The organism is Dietzia sp. SL131 (genome assembly GCF_026672565.1).
GTDB classification, from domain to species: domain Bacteria; phylum Actinomycetota; class Actinomycetes; order Mycobacteriales; family Mycobacteriaceae; genus Dietzia; species Dietzia kunjamensis.
The window spans coordinates 2,139,885-2,155,949 of the sequence record NZ_JAPPRI010000003.1 but is presented as its reverse complement, the minus strand read 5'-3'; the positions used below and the strand labels follow the sequence as shown (position 1 = coordinate 2,155,949).

The following is a 16,065-nucleotide window of genomic DNA, read 5'->3' as shown; positions in this document are numbered from 1 at the left end:
ATCATGGAGAATTCATCAATCCCGACTCCGATCACTTCAGTCCTGGTGGCCAACCGCGGCGAGATCGCCCGACGCGTCCACCACACCGCGCGGTTACTCGGCATGACCACTGTCGCCGTGTTCTCCGACGCCGATGCCGAGGCGCCCCACACCCGCGAGGCCGACGCCGCCGTCCGCCTGCCCGGCAACACCCCCGCCGAGACCTACCTGCGCGGTGATCTGGTCATCGCCGCGGCCGAGGCGGCCGGCGCCGACGCCATCCACCCCGGATACGGGTTCCTGTCTGAGAACGCCGGGTTCGCCCGCGACGTGATCGACGCGGGCCTGACCTGGGTCGGCCCGCCGGTCGCGGCCATCGAGGCCATGGGCTCCAAGATCGAGGCCAAGAAGATTATGGGCGAGGCCGGCGTGCCGATGCTCACCGACCTCGAGCCCGCCGACCTCACCGAGGACATGCTCCCGGTGCTCGTCAAGGCGTCCGCCGGTGGCGGAGGTCGCGGCATGCGGATCGTCCGCACCCTCGACTCGCTGCACGACGAGATCGAAGGCGCGCAGCGCGAGGCGAAGTCCGCCTTCGGCGACGACGCGGTGTTCTGCGAGCGCTACCTCGAGCGTGGACGTCACATCGAGGTCCAGATCATGGCCGACTCGCACGGCACCGTCTGGGCGGTGGGGGAGCGCGAGTGTTCCATCCAGCGCCGCCACCAGAAGGTCATCGAGGAGGCCCCCAGTCCCCTCGTCGAGCGGACTCCGGGAATGCGGGAGGCGCTCTACAAGGCAGCCCGCGACGCCGCCTCCGCGATCGGGTACACCGGCGCCGGCACGGTCGAGTTCCTGGCCACCGACGACGGCGAGTTCTTCTTCCTCGAGATGAACACCCGCCTCCAGGTGGAGCACCCGGTCACCGAGGCCACCACCGGACTCGATCTGGTCGCCCTGCAGTTCGACGTGGCGGCGGGCCTGCCGCTGCCGTCCGCGGAGCCACCGGCCACCCACGGCTGGTCACTGGAGGCCCGCCTCTACGCAGAGGATCCCGCAGGCGACTACACGCCGGGGTCGGGAACCCTCTGGGCGCTCGACGTCCGCGGGGTCTCCTCGAGCTTCGAGGGCCCCCACCGCCCGGGAATCCGGCTGGACAGCGGCGTCGAGCCGGGCGCCGACGGTGCCCTCATCGGAGTGCACTACGACCCGATGCTCGCCAAGGTCATCTCCTACGGCCGCACGCGCGCTGAGGCCTGTGCCTCCCTCGCCGGTGCCCTGGCTCGTGCGCGGGTCCACGGTCTGGTCACCAACCGCGCCCAACTCGTCCGCGTGCTCCGGCACCCGGAGTTCATCGCCGGCAACCTGTCGACGACGTTCCTCGACGACCACGGCGCCGAGTCGCTCGCCGCGCCGCTCGCCGGCCCCGAGGCCGTCGCGATCTCCGCGCTGGCCGCGGCGGTGGTCTCCGGAACCGCCGACCACCTCGCCGGACCGGTGGCGCTGGCCCAGGCCGGGTTCCGCAACGTCGGGCGCACGCTGCAGAAGCGGACGTTCCGCCACGGTGAGGACGAGTTCGAGGTGGCCTACATCCGCGAGCGTTCCGGCGCCCGCCCGGACGGAGACCTCGCCGGGATCGTCACCGTCGAGGCGGTGGCCCCCGACTCCGCCGTCTTCGAGGTCAGGGGAGTGCGTCGCGTCTTCACCGTGGCCCGCTACGAGACCCCGGGTGCGGACACCGTCGTCGAGGTCGACTCCCCGCTCGGTCCCGTCTCACTCGTCGAGCCGCCGCGCTATACCGACCCCGCCGCCGAGGTCGCCGCGGGGTCGCTGCTCGCACCTATGCCGGGCGCGGTCATCCGCGTCGCGGTCGCCGTCGGCGACACCGTCACCGCCGGACAGCCGTTGCTCTGGATGGAGGCCATGAAGATGGAACACACCATCGCCGCCGCCGTCGACGGCATCGTCGCCGAGCTCCCCGTGGAGGTCGGCACACAGGTCGAATCGGGAACGGTCCTCGCCGTCCTCTCCGATCTCGACACCGATACCGACACCGAACAGGACCGATCACGATGACCGACATCTCACAGATCCCCAATCCCGTCATCGACACGGAGGAGCAGACGCAGCTCCGCCAGGTGGCCTTCGAGCTGGGCTCGCGGTACGGCATCGAGTACATGCGGGACAAGTCCGACACCGGCGAGACCACCAACGAGTTGTGGACCGAGGCCGGCAAGCTCGGCCTGCTCGGCGTGAACCTGCCGGCGGAGTACGGTGGCGGCGGAGCCGGGATGACCGAGCTCGCCATCGTGGAGGAGGAGCTCTCCGCGGCGGGCGCCGGCCTGCTCATGATGGTCGTCTCGCCGGCCATCAACGGCACGATCATCTCGCGCTTCGGCACCGAGGAGCAGAAGAAGAGGTGGCTGCCGGGCATCGCCTCCGGTGAGACCATCACCTCCTTCGCGATCACCGAGCCCGACGCCGGGTCCAACTCGCACGCGATCACCACCACGGCCCGCCGCGACGGCTCCGATTTCCTGCTCAGCGGGCAGAAGACCTACATCTCCGGTGTCGACCAGGCCGACGCCATCCTCGTCGTCGCCCGCCTCGAGGGCGCGACCAGCGGCAAGCTCCAGCCGGCCTTGTTGATGGTGCCCACGGACGCCCCGGGCCTCGCCAAGACGCACATCCCCACCGAGGTGCGGACCCCCGAGCGGCAGTTCCAGCTGTACTTCGACGATGTCCGGCTGCCGGCCGAGGCGCTCATCGGCGACGGCGACACGGCGCTGCTCATGCTCTTCGCCGGTCTCAACCCGGAGCGCATCATGGCCTCGGGCATGGCTGTGGGCATCGCCCGTTTCGCCATGGACCGGGCGACCAAGTACGCCAACGAGCGGCAGGTGTGGAAGACCCCGATCGGCGCCCACCAGGGCGTGTCACACCCGCTGGCGCAATGCAAGATCGAACTCGAGCTGGCGCGGTTGATGATGCGCAAGGCCGCGGCCCTGGTGGACGCCGGCAGGGACGACCTGGCCGGCGAGGCCGCCAACATGGCGAAGTACGCCTCCGGTGAGGTCTCGGCCCGCACCGTGGACCAGGCCATCCAGACCCTCGGTGGCAACGGTCTGTCGGTCGAGTACGGACTGGCCGGCATGCTCGCCGCGTCGCGTCTGCCCCGTATCGCCCCGGTCAGTCGGGAGATGATCCTCAACTACGTGGCCCAGCACTCGCTCGGGCTGCCGAAGAGCTACTGAGGTGAGCGCGGTGGAAGACCAGACGCTGGTGCACTACGAGGTCCATGGGGGCGCAGCCCGCCTCACCCTGGACTCGCAACACAACCGCAACGCCCTCTCGACCCCCCTGATCGAGCAACTCCACGCGGCGCTCGACCGGGCCGCCGGGGACGACACCGCCCGCGTCGTCGTCCTCGGGCACGCCGGCGGGACGTTCTGCGCCGGTGCGGATCTGTCCGAGGCGTCCGCGAACCAGGGGAGCCCCGAAGAGCAGGCCGCCGAGCGGACCCGGATCTTCCTGGGCGTGCTGTCCGCGATCCTCTCCCACCCGAAGCCGGTGATCGCCGCGGTCGACGGCCACGTACGCGCGGGCGGAATGGGTCTGGTGTCGGCCTGCGATTTCGCGATCGCCGGTCCGTCCTCGTCCTTCGCGCTCACCGAGGTCCGCCTCGGACTGGCGGCCGCGATGATCTCCGTGCCCCTGGCCGCACGCGTGAACTCGAGGGACCTCGCTCGAGCCCTGCTGACGGGGGAGAAGTTCGACTCCGGGCACGCGCTGCGGATCGGGTTGCTCTCCGATTCGGTCGAAGATGTCCAGGGTGCGGTCGGCGAGCTTGTGGCCGCCTTCCGGCCCTGCTCACCCCAGGGGCTCGAGGAGAACAAGGCCCTGCTCGCGGCGCCCGTGCTCGCCGAGCTCGAAGCGCGTGGGGAGGAGCTGGCGGGAGTCACCGCCCGTCTGTTCACGACCCCCGAGGTCGCCGAGGGAATGACCGCGTTCCTGGAACGCAGACAGCCCTCCTGGGCGACCGACACGGAGTAGCGTGGGATGTGGCGCTGGTCACGTGACCAGAGCCACATCACCAGCGCCACATCACCCCTTCACACTAGGAGTACATGCATGCGTACCAAGGCCGCCATCATCAGGGAGCCAAAGCAGGACGGCTGGGAGGTCGTCGAGGTCGATCTGGGCGATCCCAGGGTCGGTGAGGTCCAGGTCAAGTTGGCCGCATCGGGCCTCTGCCATTCGGACGAGCACCTCCTCACCGGCGACCTGCAGTTCGAGACCTACCCCATCCTCGGCGGACACGAGGGTGCCGGTGTCGTCACCAAGGTCGGTGAGGGCGTCACCGGGATCGAGGAGGGTGACCACGTCGTCCTGGCGTTCATTCCCGCCTGTGGCACCTGCCCGCCCTGCGCAGAGGGGCTCCAGAACCTCTGTGACAACGGTGCCGGCCTGCTGACCGGCCGCGCGATCAGCGATGACACCTACCGGGTCCACACCACCGCGGGCGAGCCGGTCGCCTCGATGTGTGTTCTCGGGACATTCTCGCCGTACGTGACCGTCCACCAGTCCTCCGTCGTCAAGATCGAGAAGGACATCCCGCTCGACAAGGCCGCCCTGCTGGGCTGCGGCGTCGCCACGGGCTGGGGATCGGCCACCGAGATCGGTGGGGCGAAGGAAGGCGACATCGTCGTCGTAGTGGGCGTCGGCGGCATCGGCATCAACTCGGTGCAGGGCGCGGCTGCCGCGGGAGCTCGCGCGATCGTCGCCGTCGACCCGGTCGAGTTCAAGCGCGAGAAGGCCAAGGAGTTCGGGGCCACCCACACCTGCAGCTCCATGGACGAGGCGATGGCACTGGTCGGAGAGATCAGCTGGGGTCGGATGGCCGATCTGGTCATCCTCACGATGGGCGTGGTCGAGGGCAAAGACCTGCTCCCCGGTCTGCTCCTCACGGGCAAGGGCCGCCGGTGTGTCGTGGTGGGCCTGGGGGACATGATGGCCGTCGACGCCCAGGTGTCAATCATGGACCTGGCGATGCAGCAGAAGACCCTCCAGGGCGCCATCTTCGGTGGCACCGGCCCGCGCAAGCAGATCCCGCACCTGCTGCACCAGTACCGCGCCGGGAACCTCAAACTGGACGAGCTCGTCACCAAGACGTACCGGCTCGAGGAGATCAACCAGGGGTACCAGGACATGCGCGACGGCAAGAACATCCGCGGTGTGATCATCTACGACGAGCAGGACTGGTAACAGGAGGACACATGACGGCACCCGAGCAGCGCGCCCCCAAGCAGGACAGGAGCCGTATCACGCGGGAGCGTCTGCTCGGTGCCTCGATCGACCTCCTCGCGACGCAGGGCTGGGCGGCGACCACCGTGGGTGCGGTGGCCGCCGCCGCCGGCGTCTCACGGGGCGCCGCCCAGCACCACTTCCCGACGCGCGAGGACCTCATCACCGCCGCGCTCGGGCACATGATCGAACAGCGACTCGAGGACGTCCGGACCGTGGGCCTCGACCTTCCCGAGCCCGGACCCGAGCGAACGGTCGCGGTGGTCCGGCTCATAGTCGGGCACTACACGTCCGACCTGTTCAAGGCCGCGCTCCACGTATGGACCGCGGCGGCCTCAGACCCGGCCCTCAGGGACCGCGTGCTCCCGCTCGAGAACCACATGTCCCGTGAGGTCCTGTCCATCGCCGCGGCCGCCCTGGGTCGCGATCCGGGTGACGCGCGAATCCGGCGCGCACTCCAGACCACCCTGGACCTCGCTAGGGGGCTGGGGCTCGCGGACGTCCTGTCCGACGACTCGGCGCGACGTGACAAGATCGTGAGATTCTGGGCCCATACCCTGGACACGGTCCTCGATGCGGCCGGAGCCCCGCCCGCGGGAGATGCCGCGACCGGCCCATTTTGACCGCTGCATCCCCCGGCGGTTAGGCTTCACCATCGTGCTCGCAGTGCGCGAGCTGGACGATCGTGCCCGGTAGGCCAGCGAGAGCGGCTGACATGGTCGGCCGTGCGCGGCGACAGGCGCGCGAGAGTCCGGATACGAGCAACGTCCCAGTGACCGGTGGTCGCCCCCGTGGAGGCCGCCAGCTAGAGAAAGTCGGTTCATGCCAACCATCAACCAGCTGGTCCGCAAGGGCCGCCAGGACAAGAAGTCGGCGACGTCGACGGCTGCCCTCAAGGGTTCGCCTCAGCGTCGTGGCGTGTGCACCCGTGTGTACACCACGACCCCCAAGAAGCCGAACTCCGCGCTCCGTAAGGTCGCCCGTGTGCGCCTGACCACCGGTATCGAGGTCTCCGCCTACATCCCCGGTGAGGGCCACAACCTGCAGGAGCACTCCATGGTGCTCGTGCGTGGCGGGCGTGTGAAGGACCTCCCGGGTGTGCGCTACAAGATCATCCGCGGCTCGCTCGACACCCAGGGTGTGAAGGACCGCAAGCAGGCCCGCTCCCGCTACGGCGCCAAGAAGGAGAAGTAATGCCTCGTAAGGGTCCCGCCCCCAAGCGCCAGCTGATCAACGACCCGGTCTACGGGTCGCCGCTGGTCACCCAGCTCGTGAACAAGATCCTCCTCGACGGCAAGAAGACGACCGCCGAGCGCATCGTCTACTCCGCGCTGGAGATCTGCCGCGAGAAGACCGGAACCGATCCGGTCATCACCCTCAAGAAGGCGCTCGACAACGTCAAGCCGGCTCTCGAGGTCCGCTCCCGTCGTGTCGGCGGCGCCACCTACCAGGTGCCCGTCGAGGTCCGCCCCGGTCGTTCGACGACCCTGGCGATGCGCTGGCTGGTGACGTTCTCCCGGCAGCGTCGTGAGAACACGATGGTCGAGCGTCTGGCCAACGAGATCCTGGACGCCTCCAACGGTCTGGGTGCCGCGGTCAAGCGCCGCGAGGACACCCACAAGATGGCCGAGGCAAACCGGGCGTTCGCTCACTACCGCTGGTGACGCGTCGGGACCCGGGCCGGGGCGTGGGTATCCACGTCCCCCCGGCCAGGGTCCCGTTGTCACCCGCCGGGTGGCATCATTGATCAAGGCCCGTACCTCACGCCCCGCGTGCAGGTACCGGCAGCACTACCGACCCGGTTCGGACGGTCGACAGCGACCGCACGGGCCACCGACGACTCACATTCGGGAGAATCCGTGGCACAGGACGTGCTGACCGACCTCAACAAGGTCCGCAACATCGGCATCATGGCGCACATCGACGCCGGTAAGACCACCGTCACCGAGCGCATCCTGTTCTACACGGGTGTCAACCGCAAGGCAGGCGAGACGCACGACGGTGCGTCGACCACCGACTGGATGGAGCAGGAGAAAGAGCGCGGCATCACGATCACGTCCGCCGCCGTCACCTGTTTCTGGTCCAACAACCAGATCAACATCATCGACACCCCGGGCCACGTCGACTTCACCGTCGAGGTGGAGCGGTCCCTGCGCGTCCTGGACGGCGCCGTCGCCGTCTTCGACGGCAAGGAGGGCGTCGAGCCCCAGTCCGAGCAGGTCTGGCGTCAGGCCGAGAAGTACGATGTGCCCCGCATCTGCTTCGTCAACAAGATGGACAAGATGGGCGCGGACTTCTTCTACACGGTCCAGACCATCGTCGACCGTCTCGGCGCGAAGCCGCTGGTCCTGCAGCTCCCGATCGGCGCCGAGGACGAGTTCGACGGTGTCGTCGACCTCGTCGAGATGAAGGCGCTCGTCTGGCCAGGCAAGACCGACATCGGCACCGAGGCGCAGGTGCAGGACATCCCGGCCGACCTGCAGGAGAAGGCCGAGGAGTACCGCGAGAAGCTCCTCGAGACCGTCGCCGAGAGCGACGAGGCGCTGATGGAGAAGTACTTCGGTGGCGAGGAGCTGACGAAGGACGAGATCCAGGCGGCGATCCGCAAGATGGTCGTCAACGCCGAGATCTACCCGGTGCTGTGTGGTTCGGCGTACAAGAACAAGGGCATCCAGCCGCTGCTCGACGCCGTCATCGCCTACCTCCCCAACCCGCTGGACGTCGGCGAGGTCCACGGCCACAAGGTCGGGGACGAGGAGACGGAGATCCTCCGCAAGCCGTCCAAGGACGAGCCGTTCGCGGCGCTCGCGTTCAAGATCGCCGTGCACCCGTTCTTCGGAGAGCTGACCTTCGTCCGTGTCTACTCGGGCCGCATCGACCCGAGCACCCAGGTGCAGAACGCGACCAAGGGGAAGAAGGAGCGCGTCGGCAAGCTCTTCCAGATGCACGCCAACAAGGAGATGCCCGTGGAGGAGGCCGTCGCCGGCCACATCTACGCGTTCATCGGGCTGAAGGACACCACGACGGGTGACACACTGTGTGACCTGAACAACCAGGTCATCCTCGAGTCCATGACCTTCCCGGACCCGGTCATCGACGTCTCCATCGAGCCCAAGACCAAGGCCGACCAGGAGAAGCTCGGCACGGCCATCCAGAAGCTGGCCCGTGAGGATCCGACGTTCTCCGTGCGGCTGGACGAGGAGACCGGGCAGACCGTCATCGGCGGAATGGGCGAGCTCCACCTGGACGTGCTCGTCGACCGGATGAAGCGCGAGTTCAAGGTCGAGGCCAACGTCGGCAAGCCGCAGGTCGCGTACCGCGAGACCATCAAGGGCTCGATCGACAAGTTCGACTACACCCACAAGAAGCAGACCGGTGGTTCCGGTCAGTTCGCGAAGGTGCAGATCGCGCTCGGCCCGCTGGACCAGGAGGCCGTCGAAGCCGGCGAGACCTACGAGTTCAGCGACAAGGTCACCGGTGGCCGCGTGCCCAAGGAGTACATCCCCTCCGTGGACGCCGGCATCAAGGACGCCATGCAGTACGGCATCCTCGCCGGCTACCCGATGGTCAACGTCAAGGCGACGCTCGTCGACGGCGCGTACCACGAGGTCGACTCGTCCGAGATGGCGTTCAAGGTCGCGGGCTCCATGGCCTTCAAGGAGGCCGCCCGTAAGTGCCAGCCCGTGATCCTGGAGCCGCTGATGGCCGTGGAGGTCGTCACGCCCGAGGACTACATGGGTGACGTCATCGGCGACATCAACTCCCGCCGCGGCCAGATCCAGGCGATGGAGGAGCGCTCCGGCGCCCGCGTCGTCAAGGCCCACGTGCCGCTCTCCGAGATGTTCGGCTACGTCGGCGACCTCCGGTCGAAGACGCAGGGCCGGGCCAACTACTCGATGGTCTTCTCCCACTACGCCGAGGTTCCGGCGGGCGTGGCCAAGGAGATCATCGCCAAGGCGACCGGCGAGTAACCGGTACTGGTCCCGCCCCGCCGTCAGGCGGGGTGGGGCCGATGCCGGCGGCGCACGGTCGAACCTCCGGGTGGCCGCCGGTTCGTGCTCAACACGGCACGATGAGTAAGATCAGATCCCACACAAAGCAGTGCCCACCTCCAGGTGGGGACAGACCAGTCCAGGAGGACACCAAGTGGCGAAGGCGAAGTTCGAGCGGACCAAACCGCACGTAAACATCGGCACCATCGGTCACGTCGACCACGGCAAGACCACCACCACCGCGGCCATCACCAAGGTTCTGGCGGACACCTACCCCGACCTCAACGACGCGTTCGCGTTCGACGAGATCGACAAGGCGCCGGAGGAGAAGGCTCGTGGTATCACGATCAACATCTCCCACGTCGAGTACCAGACCGAGAAGCGCCACTACGCGCACGTCGACGCCCCCGGTCACGCCGACTACATCAAGAACATGATCACCGGTGCCGCCCAGATGGACGGCGCGATCCTCGTCGTGGCGGCCACCGACGGCCCCATGCCGCAGACCCGTGAGCACGTGCTGCTCGCCCGTCAGGTCGGTGTGCCCTACATCCTCGTCGCCCTGAACAAGTGCGACATGGTCGACGACGAGGAGATCCTCGAGCTCGTCGAGATGGAGGTCCGCGAGCTGCTGGCGTCGCAGGACTTCGACGAGGACGCTCCGGTCGTCCACATCTCGGCGCTCAAGGCGCTCGAGGGTGACCCGAAGTGGGTCCAGGCCATCGTCGACCTCATGCAGGCCTGCGACGACTCCGTCCCGGATCCCGAGCGTGAGACCGACAAGCCGTTCCTCATGCCCGTCGAGGATGTCTTCACGATCACCGGTCGTGGCACCGTCGTCACCGGTCGTATCGAGCGTGGCCAGATCAACGTGAACGAGGATGTCGAGCTCATCGGCATCAAGGAGAAGGCCACCAAGACCACCATCACGGGCATCGAGATGTTCCGTAAGCTGCTCGACTACGGCGAGGCCGGCGACAACGTCGGTCTGCTCGTCCGTGGTCTCAAGCGCGAGGACGTCGAGCGTGGCCAGGTCGTCATCAAGCCGGGCGCCTACACCCCGCACACCACGTTCGAGGGCCAGGCGTACATCCTGTCCAAGGACGAGGGCGGCCGTCACACGCCGTTCTTCAACAACTACCGCCCGCAGTTCTACTTCCGTACCACGGACGTGACCGGCGTCGTGACCCTCCCCGAGGGCACCGAGATGGTCATGCCGGGCGACAACACCGAGATGAGCGTCGAGCTCATCCAGCCGGTCGCCATGGATGAGGGCCTGCGCTTCGCGATCCGCGAGGGTGGCCGCACCGTCGGCGCCGGACAGGTCACCAAGATCATCAAGTGATCCACTGACCGCTCGGTCCGGGTGAATCCCCGGGTCGATCGAGGAAGGGCGCCCCACCGTCAGGTGGGGCGCCCTTCCCGCATTTCGCGGTGGTTCACGCGTGCCCGGGGGAGTGGACGACCGGTTTATCTGAGGCGACCGAGTTTCGTGCGACGAGCGAGCTACCTGCGGCGACCGAACTACCTGCGACGACCGAGGATGGTCATCGCGATCGACAACCCCACCGCGGCGACCCCGGCGAGCGCGGCCGCGGCGACGGCGGCGACCTGTTCGGCACTCGCGCCGTGCGCGTCGTACCCGGGACCGGATACCCCGTGCCGGCGGTCGACTTCCGCGAGTGCCCGGAAGAGTTCATCGGGATCGCCGCCCGCGTCCGGATGGTGGCGCAGGACCGCCTGCCGCCTGTCCCGTTTGTAGGCGGCGGGGTCCCGCGGCTCGCGTCTGCTGTTCACGATGTGGTCTCCTCCGAGTGTGAACTCTGGTCTTCCCGACGCTACCGAAGTACCCGGTCGTCGTGCCGGGGTCCGTGACGCACCCGAGGACGCCGGGACGTCCGGGATTTTGCCCTTCCGGCCGATGTACTGCATACTGGTCAAGTTGCCCGGACAAGGCGGCGATCCCGTATGGGCCCGATGGGCCCCGGGGAGTGTCGGGTTGGTCGGGCGAGCACGACCGGGGCGGGTGAGTGATCACCCGCCGGAAAAGCGGGAGGGCGACACGCCCGACCGCGTGGACGCGTCGTGACACGTCAACAGCGGCAGCGGATCGGTCCGCCGTCATCCTCGCCTCGCGCGAGTGATGTGGCACTCCGTCCTCTGGAGGTCTCCTAGTCGTGTCATGCCCGTGGGCGCGCGGCGGGGTCCTCCACGATGGAGCACCGATGCACGGGACCGGGTGGTAGACGGTCTGACGGTGTCACACATGACAAGCGAACACACAGTGTCCCCGCGCAGCGAGGGCGCTTACGACAGCCGCCCTCACGGGCGGGAGGAGAAGAGGACGAAGTGGCGGGACAAAAGATCCGCATCCGGCTCAAGGCCTACGACCATGAAGCTATCGACGCCTCGGCCCGCAAGATCGTCGAGACGGTGACCCGTACGGGTGCTCGTGTCGTCGGTCCCGTGCCGCTGCCCACCGAGAAGAACGTCTACTGCGTCATCCGCTCGCCGCACAAGTACAAGGATTCGCGTGAGCACTTCGAGATGCGTACCCACAAGCGGTTGATCGACATTCTCGACCCCACGCCGAAGACCGTGGACGCTCTCATGCGTATCGACCTGCCTGCCAGCGTCGACGTCAACATCCAGTGACCTCCGACCGCGTAGCGGTCAGCAAGCAACGTGCAGCGGAGACAGTGAACAGATGACTAACACCGAGATCAAGGGAATCCTGGGCGCCAAGCTCGGCATGACCCAGGTCTTCGACGAGAACAACCGGGTGGTTCCGGTTACCGTCGTCAAGGCCGGGCCGTGCGTCGTGACCGGGATCCGTACCCAAGAGACCGACGGCTACGACGCCGTCCAGATCGCGTTCGGCGCGATCGACCCCCGCAAGGTCACCAAGCCGGTGGCCGGCCAGTTCGATAAGGCCGGGGTCACCCCCCGTCGTCACCTCGCCGAGATCCGACTCGACAACGCCGAGCAGGCCGCCGGGTTCGAGATCGGCCAGGAGATCGGCGCCGACGTGTTCGAGGACGGCGCGTTCGTCGACGTCACCGGCACCTCCAAGGGCAAGGGCTTCGCCGGTACCATGAAGCGCCACGGCTTCGCCGGCCAGGGTGCCTCGCACGGTACGCAGGCCGTACACCGCAAGCCGGGTTCCATCGGCGGGGCATCGACCCCGGGCCGCGTCTTCAAGGGCAAGTCGATGGCCGGCCGCATGGGCAACGATCGCGTGACCACCATGAACCTCAAGGTCCACAAGGTGGACGCCGAGGCCGGCGTCCTCCTCATCAAGGGAGCCATCCCGGGTCGTAACGGCGGCCTCGTGATGGTCCGTTCCGCAGTGAAGGGCGGTGCGCGCGCATGACCACCACGGAGAACACCGTGAACCTCAAGCTGGACGTCCGTACCCCGGCGGGCAAGACCGACGGTTCGGTCGAGCTCCCCGCCGAGATCTTCGGCGTCGAGCCCAACCTGCCCCTGATGCACCAGGTCGTGGTGGCTCAGCTCGCCGCGGCGCGTCAGGGCACGCACTCGACCAAGACCCGTGGCGAGGTCCGCGGCGGCGGCCGCAAGCCGTTCCGCCAGAAGGGCACCGGCCGCGCCCGTCAGGGTTCGACCCGCGCCCCCGCCTACACCGGCGGCGGCACCGTCCACGGCCCGAAGCCGCGTGACTACTCGCAGCGCACCCCCAAGAAGATGAAGGCCGCCGCGCTCCGCGGTGCCCTCTCCGACCGGGTCTCGGCCGATCGCCTCCACGTGGTGACCGAGTTCGTCGAGGGACAGAAGCCGTCGACGGCCGGTGTCCGCGACTTCCTGGGCACCCTGTCCGACCGCAAGAAGATCCTGATCGTCGTCGGTCGTGAGGACGTCGCCGCATGGCGTTCCGTGGCCAACCTCGATCACGTCCATCCGATCGCTCCGGATCAGCTCAACACCTACGACGTGCTCCACGCTGACGACGTCGTGTTCTCGGTCGAGGCTCTGGACGCGTTCGTCACGCAGGCGAGCCGTGCGTTCGCCGGCAAGGCAGCGAAGGAGGCCGACAAGTGAGCACCGTCGCCGATCCCCGGGACGTGATCCTCGCCCCGGTCGTCTCCGAGAAGGCCTACGGCCTGCTCGAGCAGGGCGTGTACACGTTCCAGGTCGCCCCGGGCGCCAACAAGACGCAGATCAAGATCGCCATCCAGGAGATCTTCGGCGTCACCGTTGAGTCCGTGAACACCGCCAACCGTCAGGGCAAGCGCAAGCGCACCCGCACCGGGTACGGACAGCGCAAGAGCACCAAGCGCGCCATCGTGACCCTCGCGGCCGACAGCAAGCCCATCGAGATCCCGGGTCTGACCGCCTGACGGCGGGAAGAGTTAAGGACGAGAGAACCTCATGGCTATCCGCAAGTACAAGCCCACGACCCCCGGTCGTCGCGGCTCGAGCGTCTCGGACTTCGCCGAGATCACCCGCTCGACGCCCGAGAAGTCGCTGCTGCGCCCGCTGAGCAAGACCGGCGGCCGCAACGGTCACGGCCGTATCACCAGCCGCCACAAGGGCGGTGGCCACAAGCGCCAGTACCGCGTCATCGACTTCCGTCGTAATGACAAGGACGGCGTGCTCGCCACCGTCGCGCACATCGAGTACGACCCGAACCGCACCGCCAACATCGCCCTCCTGCACTACGCGGACGGCGAGAAGCGGTACATCCTCGCCCCGCGCAACCTGAAGCAGGGCATGAAGGTCGAGTCGGGTGCAGGCGCCGACATCAAGACCGGCAACAACCTCCCGCTCCGGAACATCCCCGCAGGCACCGTGGTGCACGCGGTGGAGCTCCGTCCGGGCGGCGGCGCCAAGATGGCCCGCGCCGCCGGCGCGGGCATCCAGCTGCTCGGTAAGGAGGGGACCTACGCCTCCCTCCGCATGCCCTCCGGTGAGATCCGTCGGGTCGACGTGCGGTGCCGCGCCACGATCGGCGAGGTCGGCAACGCCGAGCAGGCCAACATCAACTGGGGTAAGGCCGGCCGCATGCGGTGGAAGGGCGTTCGCCCGACCGTCCGTGGCGTGGTCATGAACCCCGTCGACCACCCGCATGGTGGTGGCGAGGGTAAGACGTCCGGTGGACGTCACCCCGTCAGCCCGTGGGGCCAGCCCGAGGGCCGGACCCGCAAGCCCAACAAGGCGAGTGACAGCATGATCGTCCGTCGCCGTCGCACCGGTAAGAAGCGTTAAGGAGGGAAACTAGGATGCCTCGTAGTCTCAAGAAGGGTCCGTTCGTCGACGAACACCTCCTCGCGAAGGTGGACGTGCAGAACGACAAGGGCACGCATCAGGTCATCAAGACCTGGTCGCGGCGCTCGACGATCCTGCCCGATTTCATCGGCCACACGTTCGCCGTCCATGACGGCCGCAAGCATGTGCCCGTATTCGTGTCCGACTCGATGGTGGGTCACAAGCTCGGCGAGTTCGCGCCGACGCGCACGTTCAAGGGGCACATCAAGGACGATCGGAAGAGTAAGCGTCGATGAGCACTGATACGAAGAAGACCGACGACGGCACGGCGACGGCCGAGCAGCAGCTCTCCGCGCGTGCCACCGCCAAGTTCGTCCGCGTCACGCCCATGAAGGCGCGTCGTGTGATCGACCTCATCCGCGGCAAGGACGCCGCCGACGCGCTGAACACGCTGCGGTTCGCCCCGCAGGCCGCCAGCGAGCCGGTCGCCAAGGTCCTCGCCTCCGCGATGGCCAACGCCGAGAACAACCTCGACCTGGACCCCCGGACCCTCGTGGTCACGGCGGCCTACGCCGACGAGGGGCCGACCCTCAAGCGTTTCCGCCCGCGTGCCCAGGGTCGTGCGTTCCGCGTGCGTAAGCGTACGAGCCACATCACCATCGAGGTGACCAGCGTGCCCGAGAAGACCGGCTCCGGTCGGGCACGTCGCAACCAGGGAGGTGCCCGCTAAATGGGACAGAAGATCCAGCCGCACGGCTTCCGTCTCGGCATCACCTCGGACTGGACGTCCAAGTGGTTCGCCGACAAGCAGTACGCCGACTACGTCGCCGAGGACATCAAGATCCGTCAGCTCCTGTCCAAGGGCATGGAGCGGGCCGGTATCTCCGGGGTCGACATCTCGCGGACCCGTGACCGGGTCCACGTGGACATTCACACGGCCCGCCCGGGCATCGTGATCGGCCGTCGGGGCGCCGAGGCGGACCGTCTTCGCGGGGAGCTCGAGAAGCTCACCGCCAAGCAGGTCCACCTCAACATCCTCGAGATCAAGAACACCGAGGCCGACGCCCAGCTCGTCGCCCAGGGGATCGCCGAGCAGCTCTCGAATCGTGTGGCGTTCCGTCGCGCGATGCGCAAGGGCATCCAGTCGGCCATGCGTCAGCCCCAGGTCAAGGGCATCAAGGTGGTCTGTTCGGGTCGTCTCGGCGGTGCCGAGATGTCCCGTTCGGAGCGCTACCACGAGGGGCGCGTCCCCCTGCACACCCTGCGTGCCGAGATCGACTACGGCACCTACGAGGCCAAGACGACCTTCGGTCGTATCGGTGTCAAGGTGTGGATCTACAAGGGTGACGTGGTCGGCGGCCGTCGCGAGTCCGACCAGTACGCCCAGTCCAGCAACCGTGGCGGTGCCGACCGCGGTCCCCGCCGCGAGCGTGGCGCCGGTCGTCCGCGTCGCTCCGGGGCCCAGGGCACCACTGCGACCAGCACCGAGACCGGCCGCGCCGGTTCCGGCTCGGCCGCCGAGGCTCCTGCCGAGGCACCGCAGAACCAGACCAGGGAGGCGTGA

18 protein-coding genes are annotated in these 16,065 nt (G+C 67.9%); 17 read left to right on the top strand and 1 reads right to left on the bottom strand.

All coding sequences use genetic code 11. The features are described 5' to 3' along the window. The first annotated feature begins 3 nt into the window (after positions 1–3). From OVA21_RS10995 to tuf, 9 genes are all read left to right on the top strand, one after another. The gene (locus OVA21_RS10995; RefSeq protein ID WP_069388744.1) at positions 4–2,055 is read left to right on the top strand and encodes an acetyl/propionyl/methylcrotonyl-CoA carboxylase subunit alpha; all 2,052 of its coding nucleotides are present in this window, start codon (positions 4–6) and stop codon (positions 2,053–2,055) included. Beyond that, a complete protein-coding gene (locus OVA21_RS10990) occupies positions 2,052–3,233 on the top strand; it encodes an acyl-CoA dehydrogenase family protein (protein WP_119193299.1) in 1,182 nt (393 codons plus the stop codon). The genes OVA21_RS10995 and OVA21_RS10990 overlap by 4 nt, the downstream gene beginning before the upstream one ends. Position 3,234: 1 nt before the next feature. Next, the gene (locus OVA21_RS10985) at positions 3,235–4,032 is read left to right on the top strand and encodes an enoyl-CoA hydratase family protein (protein ID WP_069388742.1); all 798 of its coding nucleotides are present in this window, start codon (positions 3,235–3,237) and stop codon (positions 4,030–4,032) included. A 78-nt stretch (positions 4,033–4,110) separates the two neighbouring features. Then, entirely contained in the window at positions 4,111–5,244 is a 1,134-nt protein-coding gene (locus tag OVA21_RS10980; RefSeq protein WP_069388741.1) for an NDMA-dependent alcohol dehydrogenase, read from the top strand. An 11-nt stretch (positions 5,245–5,255) separates the two neighbouring features. After that, entirely contained in the window at positions 5,256–5,906 is a 651-nt protein-coding gene (locus OVA21_RS10975; protein ID WP_067716699.1) for a TetR/AcrR family transcriptional regulator, read from the top strand. 199 nt (positions 5,907–6,105) lie between these two features. After that, complete coding sequence (gene rpsL / locus OVA21_RS10970; RefSeq protein ID WP_010541164.1) at positions 6,106–6,477, top strand: 30S ribosomal protein S12; 372 nt, start codon at positions 6,106–6,108, stop codon at positions 6,475–6,477. Then, positions 6,477–6,947 carry a 30S ribosomal protein S7 gene (rpsG, locus tag OVA21_RS10965; RefSeq protein WP_067716696.1) on the top strand — a complete coding sequence of 157 codons (471 nt, stop codon included), beginning with the start codon at positions 6,477–6,479 and terminating at the stop codon, positions 6,945–6,947. The genes rpsL and rpsG overlap by 1 nt, the downstream gene beginning before the upstream one ends. Before the next feature lie 195 nt (positions 6,948–7,142). Continuing rightward, complete coding sequence (fusA, locus tag OVA21_RS10960) at positions 7,143–9,254, top strand: elongation factor G (RefSeq protein ID WP_067716694.1); 2,112 nt, start codon at positions 7,143–7,145, stop codon at positions 9,252–9,254. A 175-nt stretch (positions 9,255–9,429) separates the two neighbouring features. Then, a complete protein-coding gene (tuf, locus tag OVA21_RS10955; RefSeq protein ID WP_067716691.1) occupies positions 9,430–10,620 on the top strand; it encodes an elongation factor Tu in 1,191 nt (396 codons plus the stop codon). Between the two features lie 179 nt (positions 10,621–10,799). On the opposite strand, the gene OVA21_RS10950 is transcribed toward tuf, so the two are convergent. Further along, a complete protein-coding gene (locus OVA21_RS10950; RefSeq protein ID WP_069388740.1) occupies positions 10,800–11,072 on the bottom strand; it encodes a hypothetical protein in 273 nt (90 codons plus the stop codon). Positions 11,073–11,624: 552 nt separating this feature from the next. Between OVA21_RS10950 and rpsJ the strand changes: the two genes are divergently transcribed. From rpsJ to rpsC, 8 genes are read left to right on the top strand one after another with little or no spacing between them, the layout of a single operon-like run. Continuing rightward, the gene (gene rpsJ, locus OVA21_RS10945) at positions 11,625–11,930 is read left to right on the top strand and encodes a 30S ribosomal protein S10 (RefSeq protein WP_003938093.1); all 306 of its coding nucleotides are present in this window, start codon (positions 11,625–11,627) and stop codon (positions 11,928–11,930) included. A gap of 52 nt (positions 11,931–11,982) precedes the next feature. Next, the gene (gene rplC / locus OVA21_RS10940) at positions 11,983–12,648 is read left to right on the top strand and encodes a 50S ribosomal protein L3 (protein ID WP_096907062.1); all 666 of its coding nucleotides are present in this window, start codon (positions 11,983–11,985) and stop codon (positions 12,646–12,648) included. Beyond that, complete coding sequence (gene rplD, locus OVA21_RS10935) at positions 12,645–13,334, top strand: 50S ribosomal protein L4 (RefSeq protein WP_067716681.1); 690 nt, start codon at positions 12,645–12,647, stop codon at positions 13,332–13,334. The genes rplC and rplD overlap by 4 nt, the downstream gene beginning before the upstream one ends. Next, a complete protein-coding gene (rplW, locus tag OVA21_RS10930; RefSeq protein WP_067716678.1) occupies positions 13,331–13,633 on the top strand; it encodes a 50S ribosomal protein L23 in 303 nt (100 codons plus the stop codon). Before rplD ends, rplW begins: the two co-directional genes overlap by 4 nt. A 31-nt stretch (positions 13,634–13,664) precedes the next feature. Beyond that, a complete protein-coding gene (gene rplB / locus OVA21_RS10925) occupies positions 13,665–14,501 on the top strand; it encodes a 50S ribosomal protein L2 (RefSeq protein WP_067716676.1) in 837 nt (278 codons plus the stop codon). Between the two features lie 14 nt (positions 14,502–14,515). Beyond that, positions 14,516–14,797: a 30S ribosomal protein S19 gene (gene rpsS / locus OVA21_RS10920; RefSeq protein ID WP_007628126.1), complete on the top strand. Its 282-nt coding sequence runs from the start codon at positions 14,516–14,518 to the stop codon at positions 14,795–14,797. Beyond that, a complete protein-coding gene (gene rplV / locus OVA21_RS10915; protein WP_067716673.1) occupies positions 14,794–15,231 on the top strand; it encodes a 50S ribosomal protein L22 in 438 nt (145 codons plus the stop codon). The genes rpsS and rplV overlap by 4 nt, the downstream gene beginning before the upstream one ends. Next, entirely contained in the window at positions 15,232–16,065 is an 834-nt protein-coding gene (gene rpsC, locus OVA21_RS10910) for a 30S ribosomal protein S3 (RefSeq protein WP_067716670.1), read from the top strand. It begins immediately after the preceding gene.

What these genes read in the sequence shown, in the direction of transcription:
- OVA21_RS10995 (WP_069388744.1), top strand. Translation starts at nt 4, where the DNA reads ATGGAGAATTCATCAATCCCGACTCCGATCACTTCAGTCCTGGTGGCC.
- OVA21_RS10990 (WP_119193299.1), top strand. Translation starts at nt 2,052, where the DNA reads ATGACCGACATCTCACAGATCCCCAATCCCGTCATCGACACGGAGGAG.
- OVA21_RS10980 (WP_069388741.1), top strand. Translation starts at nt 4,111, where the DNA reads ATGCGTACCAAGGCCGCCATCATCAGGGAGCCAAAGCAGGACGGCTGG.
- OVA21_RS10975 (WP_067716699.1), top strand. Translation starts at nt 5,256, where the DNA reads ATGACGGCACCCGAGCAGCGCGCCCCCAAGCAGGACAGGAGCCGTATC.
- rpsL (WP_010541164.1), top strand. Translation starts at nt 6,106, where the DNA reads ATGCCAACCATCAACCAGCTGGTCCGCAAGGGCCGCCAGGACAAGAAG.
- rpsG (WP_067716696.1), top strand. Translation starts at nt 6,477, where the DNA reads ATGCCTCGTAAGGGTCCCGCCCCCAAGCGCCAGCTGATCAACGACCCG.
- rplC (WP_096907062.1), top strand. Translation starts at nt 11,983, where the DNA reads ATGACTAACACCGAGATCAAGGGAATCCTGGGCGCCAAGCTCGGCATG.
- rplD (WP_067716681.1), top strand. Translation starts at nt 12,645, where the DNA reads ATGACCACCACGGAGAACACCGTGAACCTCAAGCTGGACGTCCGTACC.
- rplB (WP_067716676.1), top strand. Translation starts at nt 13,665, where the DNA reads ATGGCTATCCGCAAGTACAAGCCCACGACCCCCGGTCGTCGCGGCTCG.
- rpsS (WP_007628126.1), top strand. Translation starts at nt 14,516, where the DNA reads ATGCCTCGTAGTCTCAAGAAGGGTCCGTTCGTCGACGAACACCTCCTC.
- rplV (WP_067716673.1), top strand. Translation starts at nt 14,794, where the DNA reads ATGAGCACTGATACGAAGAAGACCGACGACGGCACGGCGACGGCCGAG.
- rpsC (WP_067716670.1), top strand. Translation starts at nt 15,232, where the DNA reads ATGGGACAGAAGATCCAGCCGCACGGCTTCCGTCTCGGCATCACCTCG.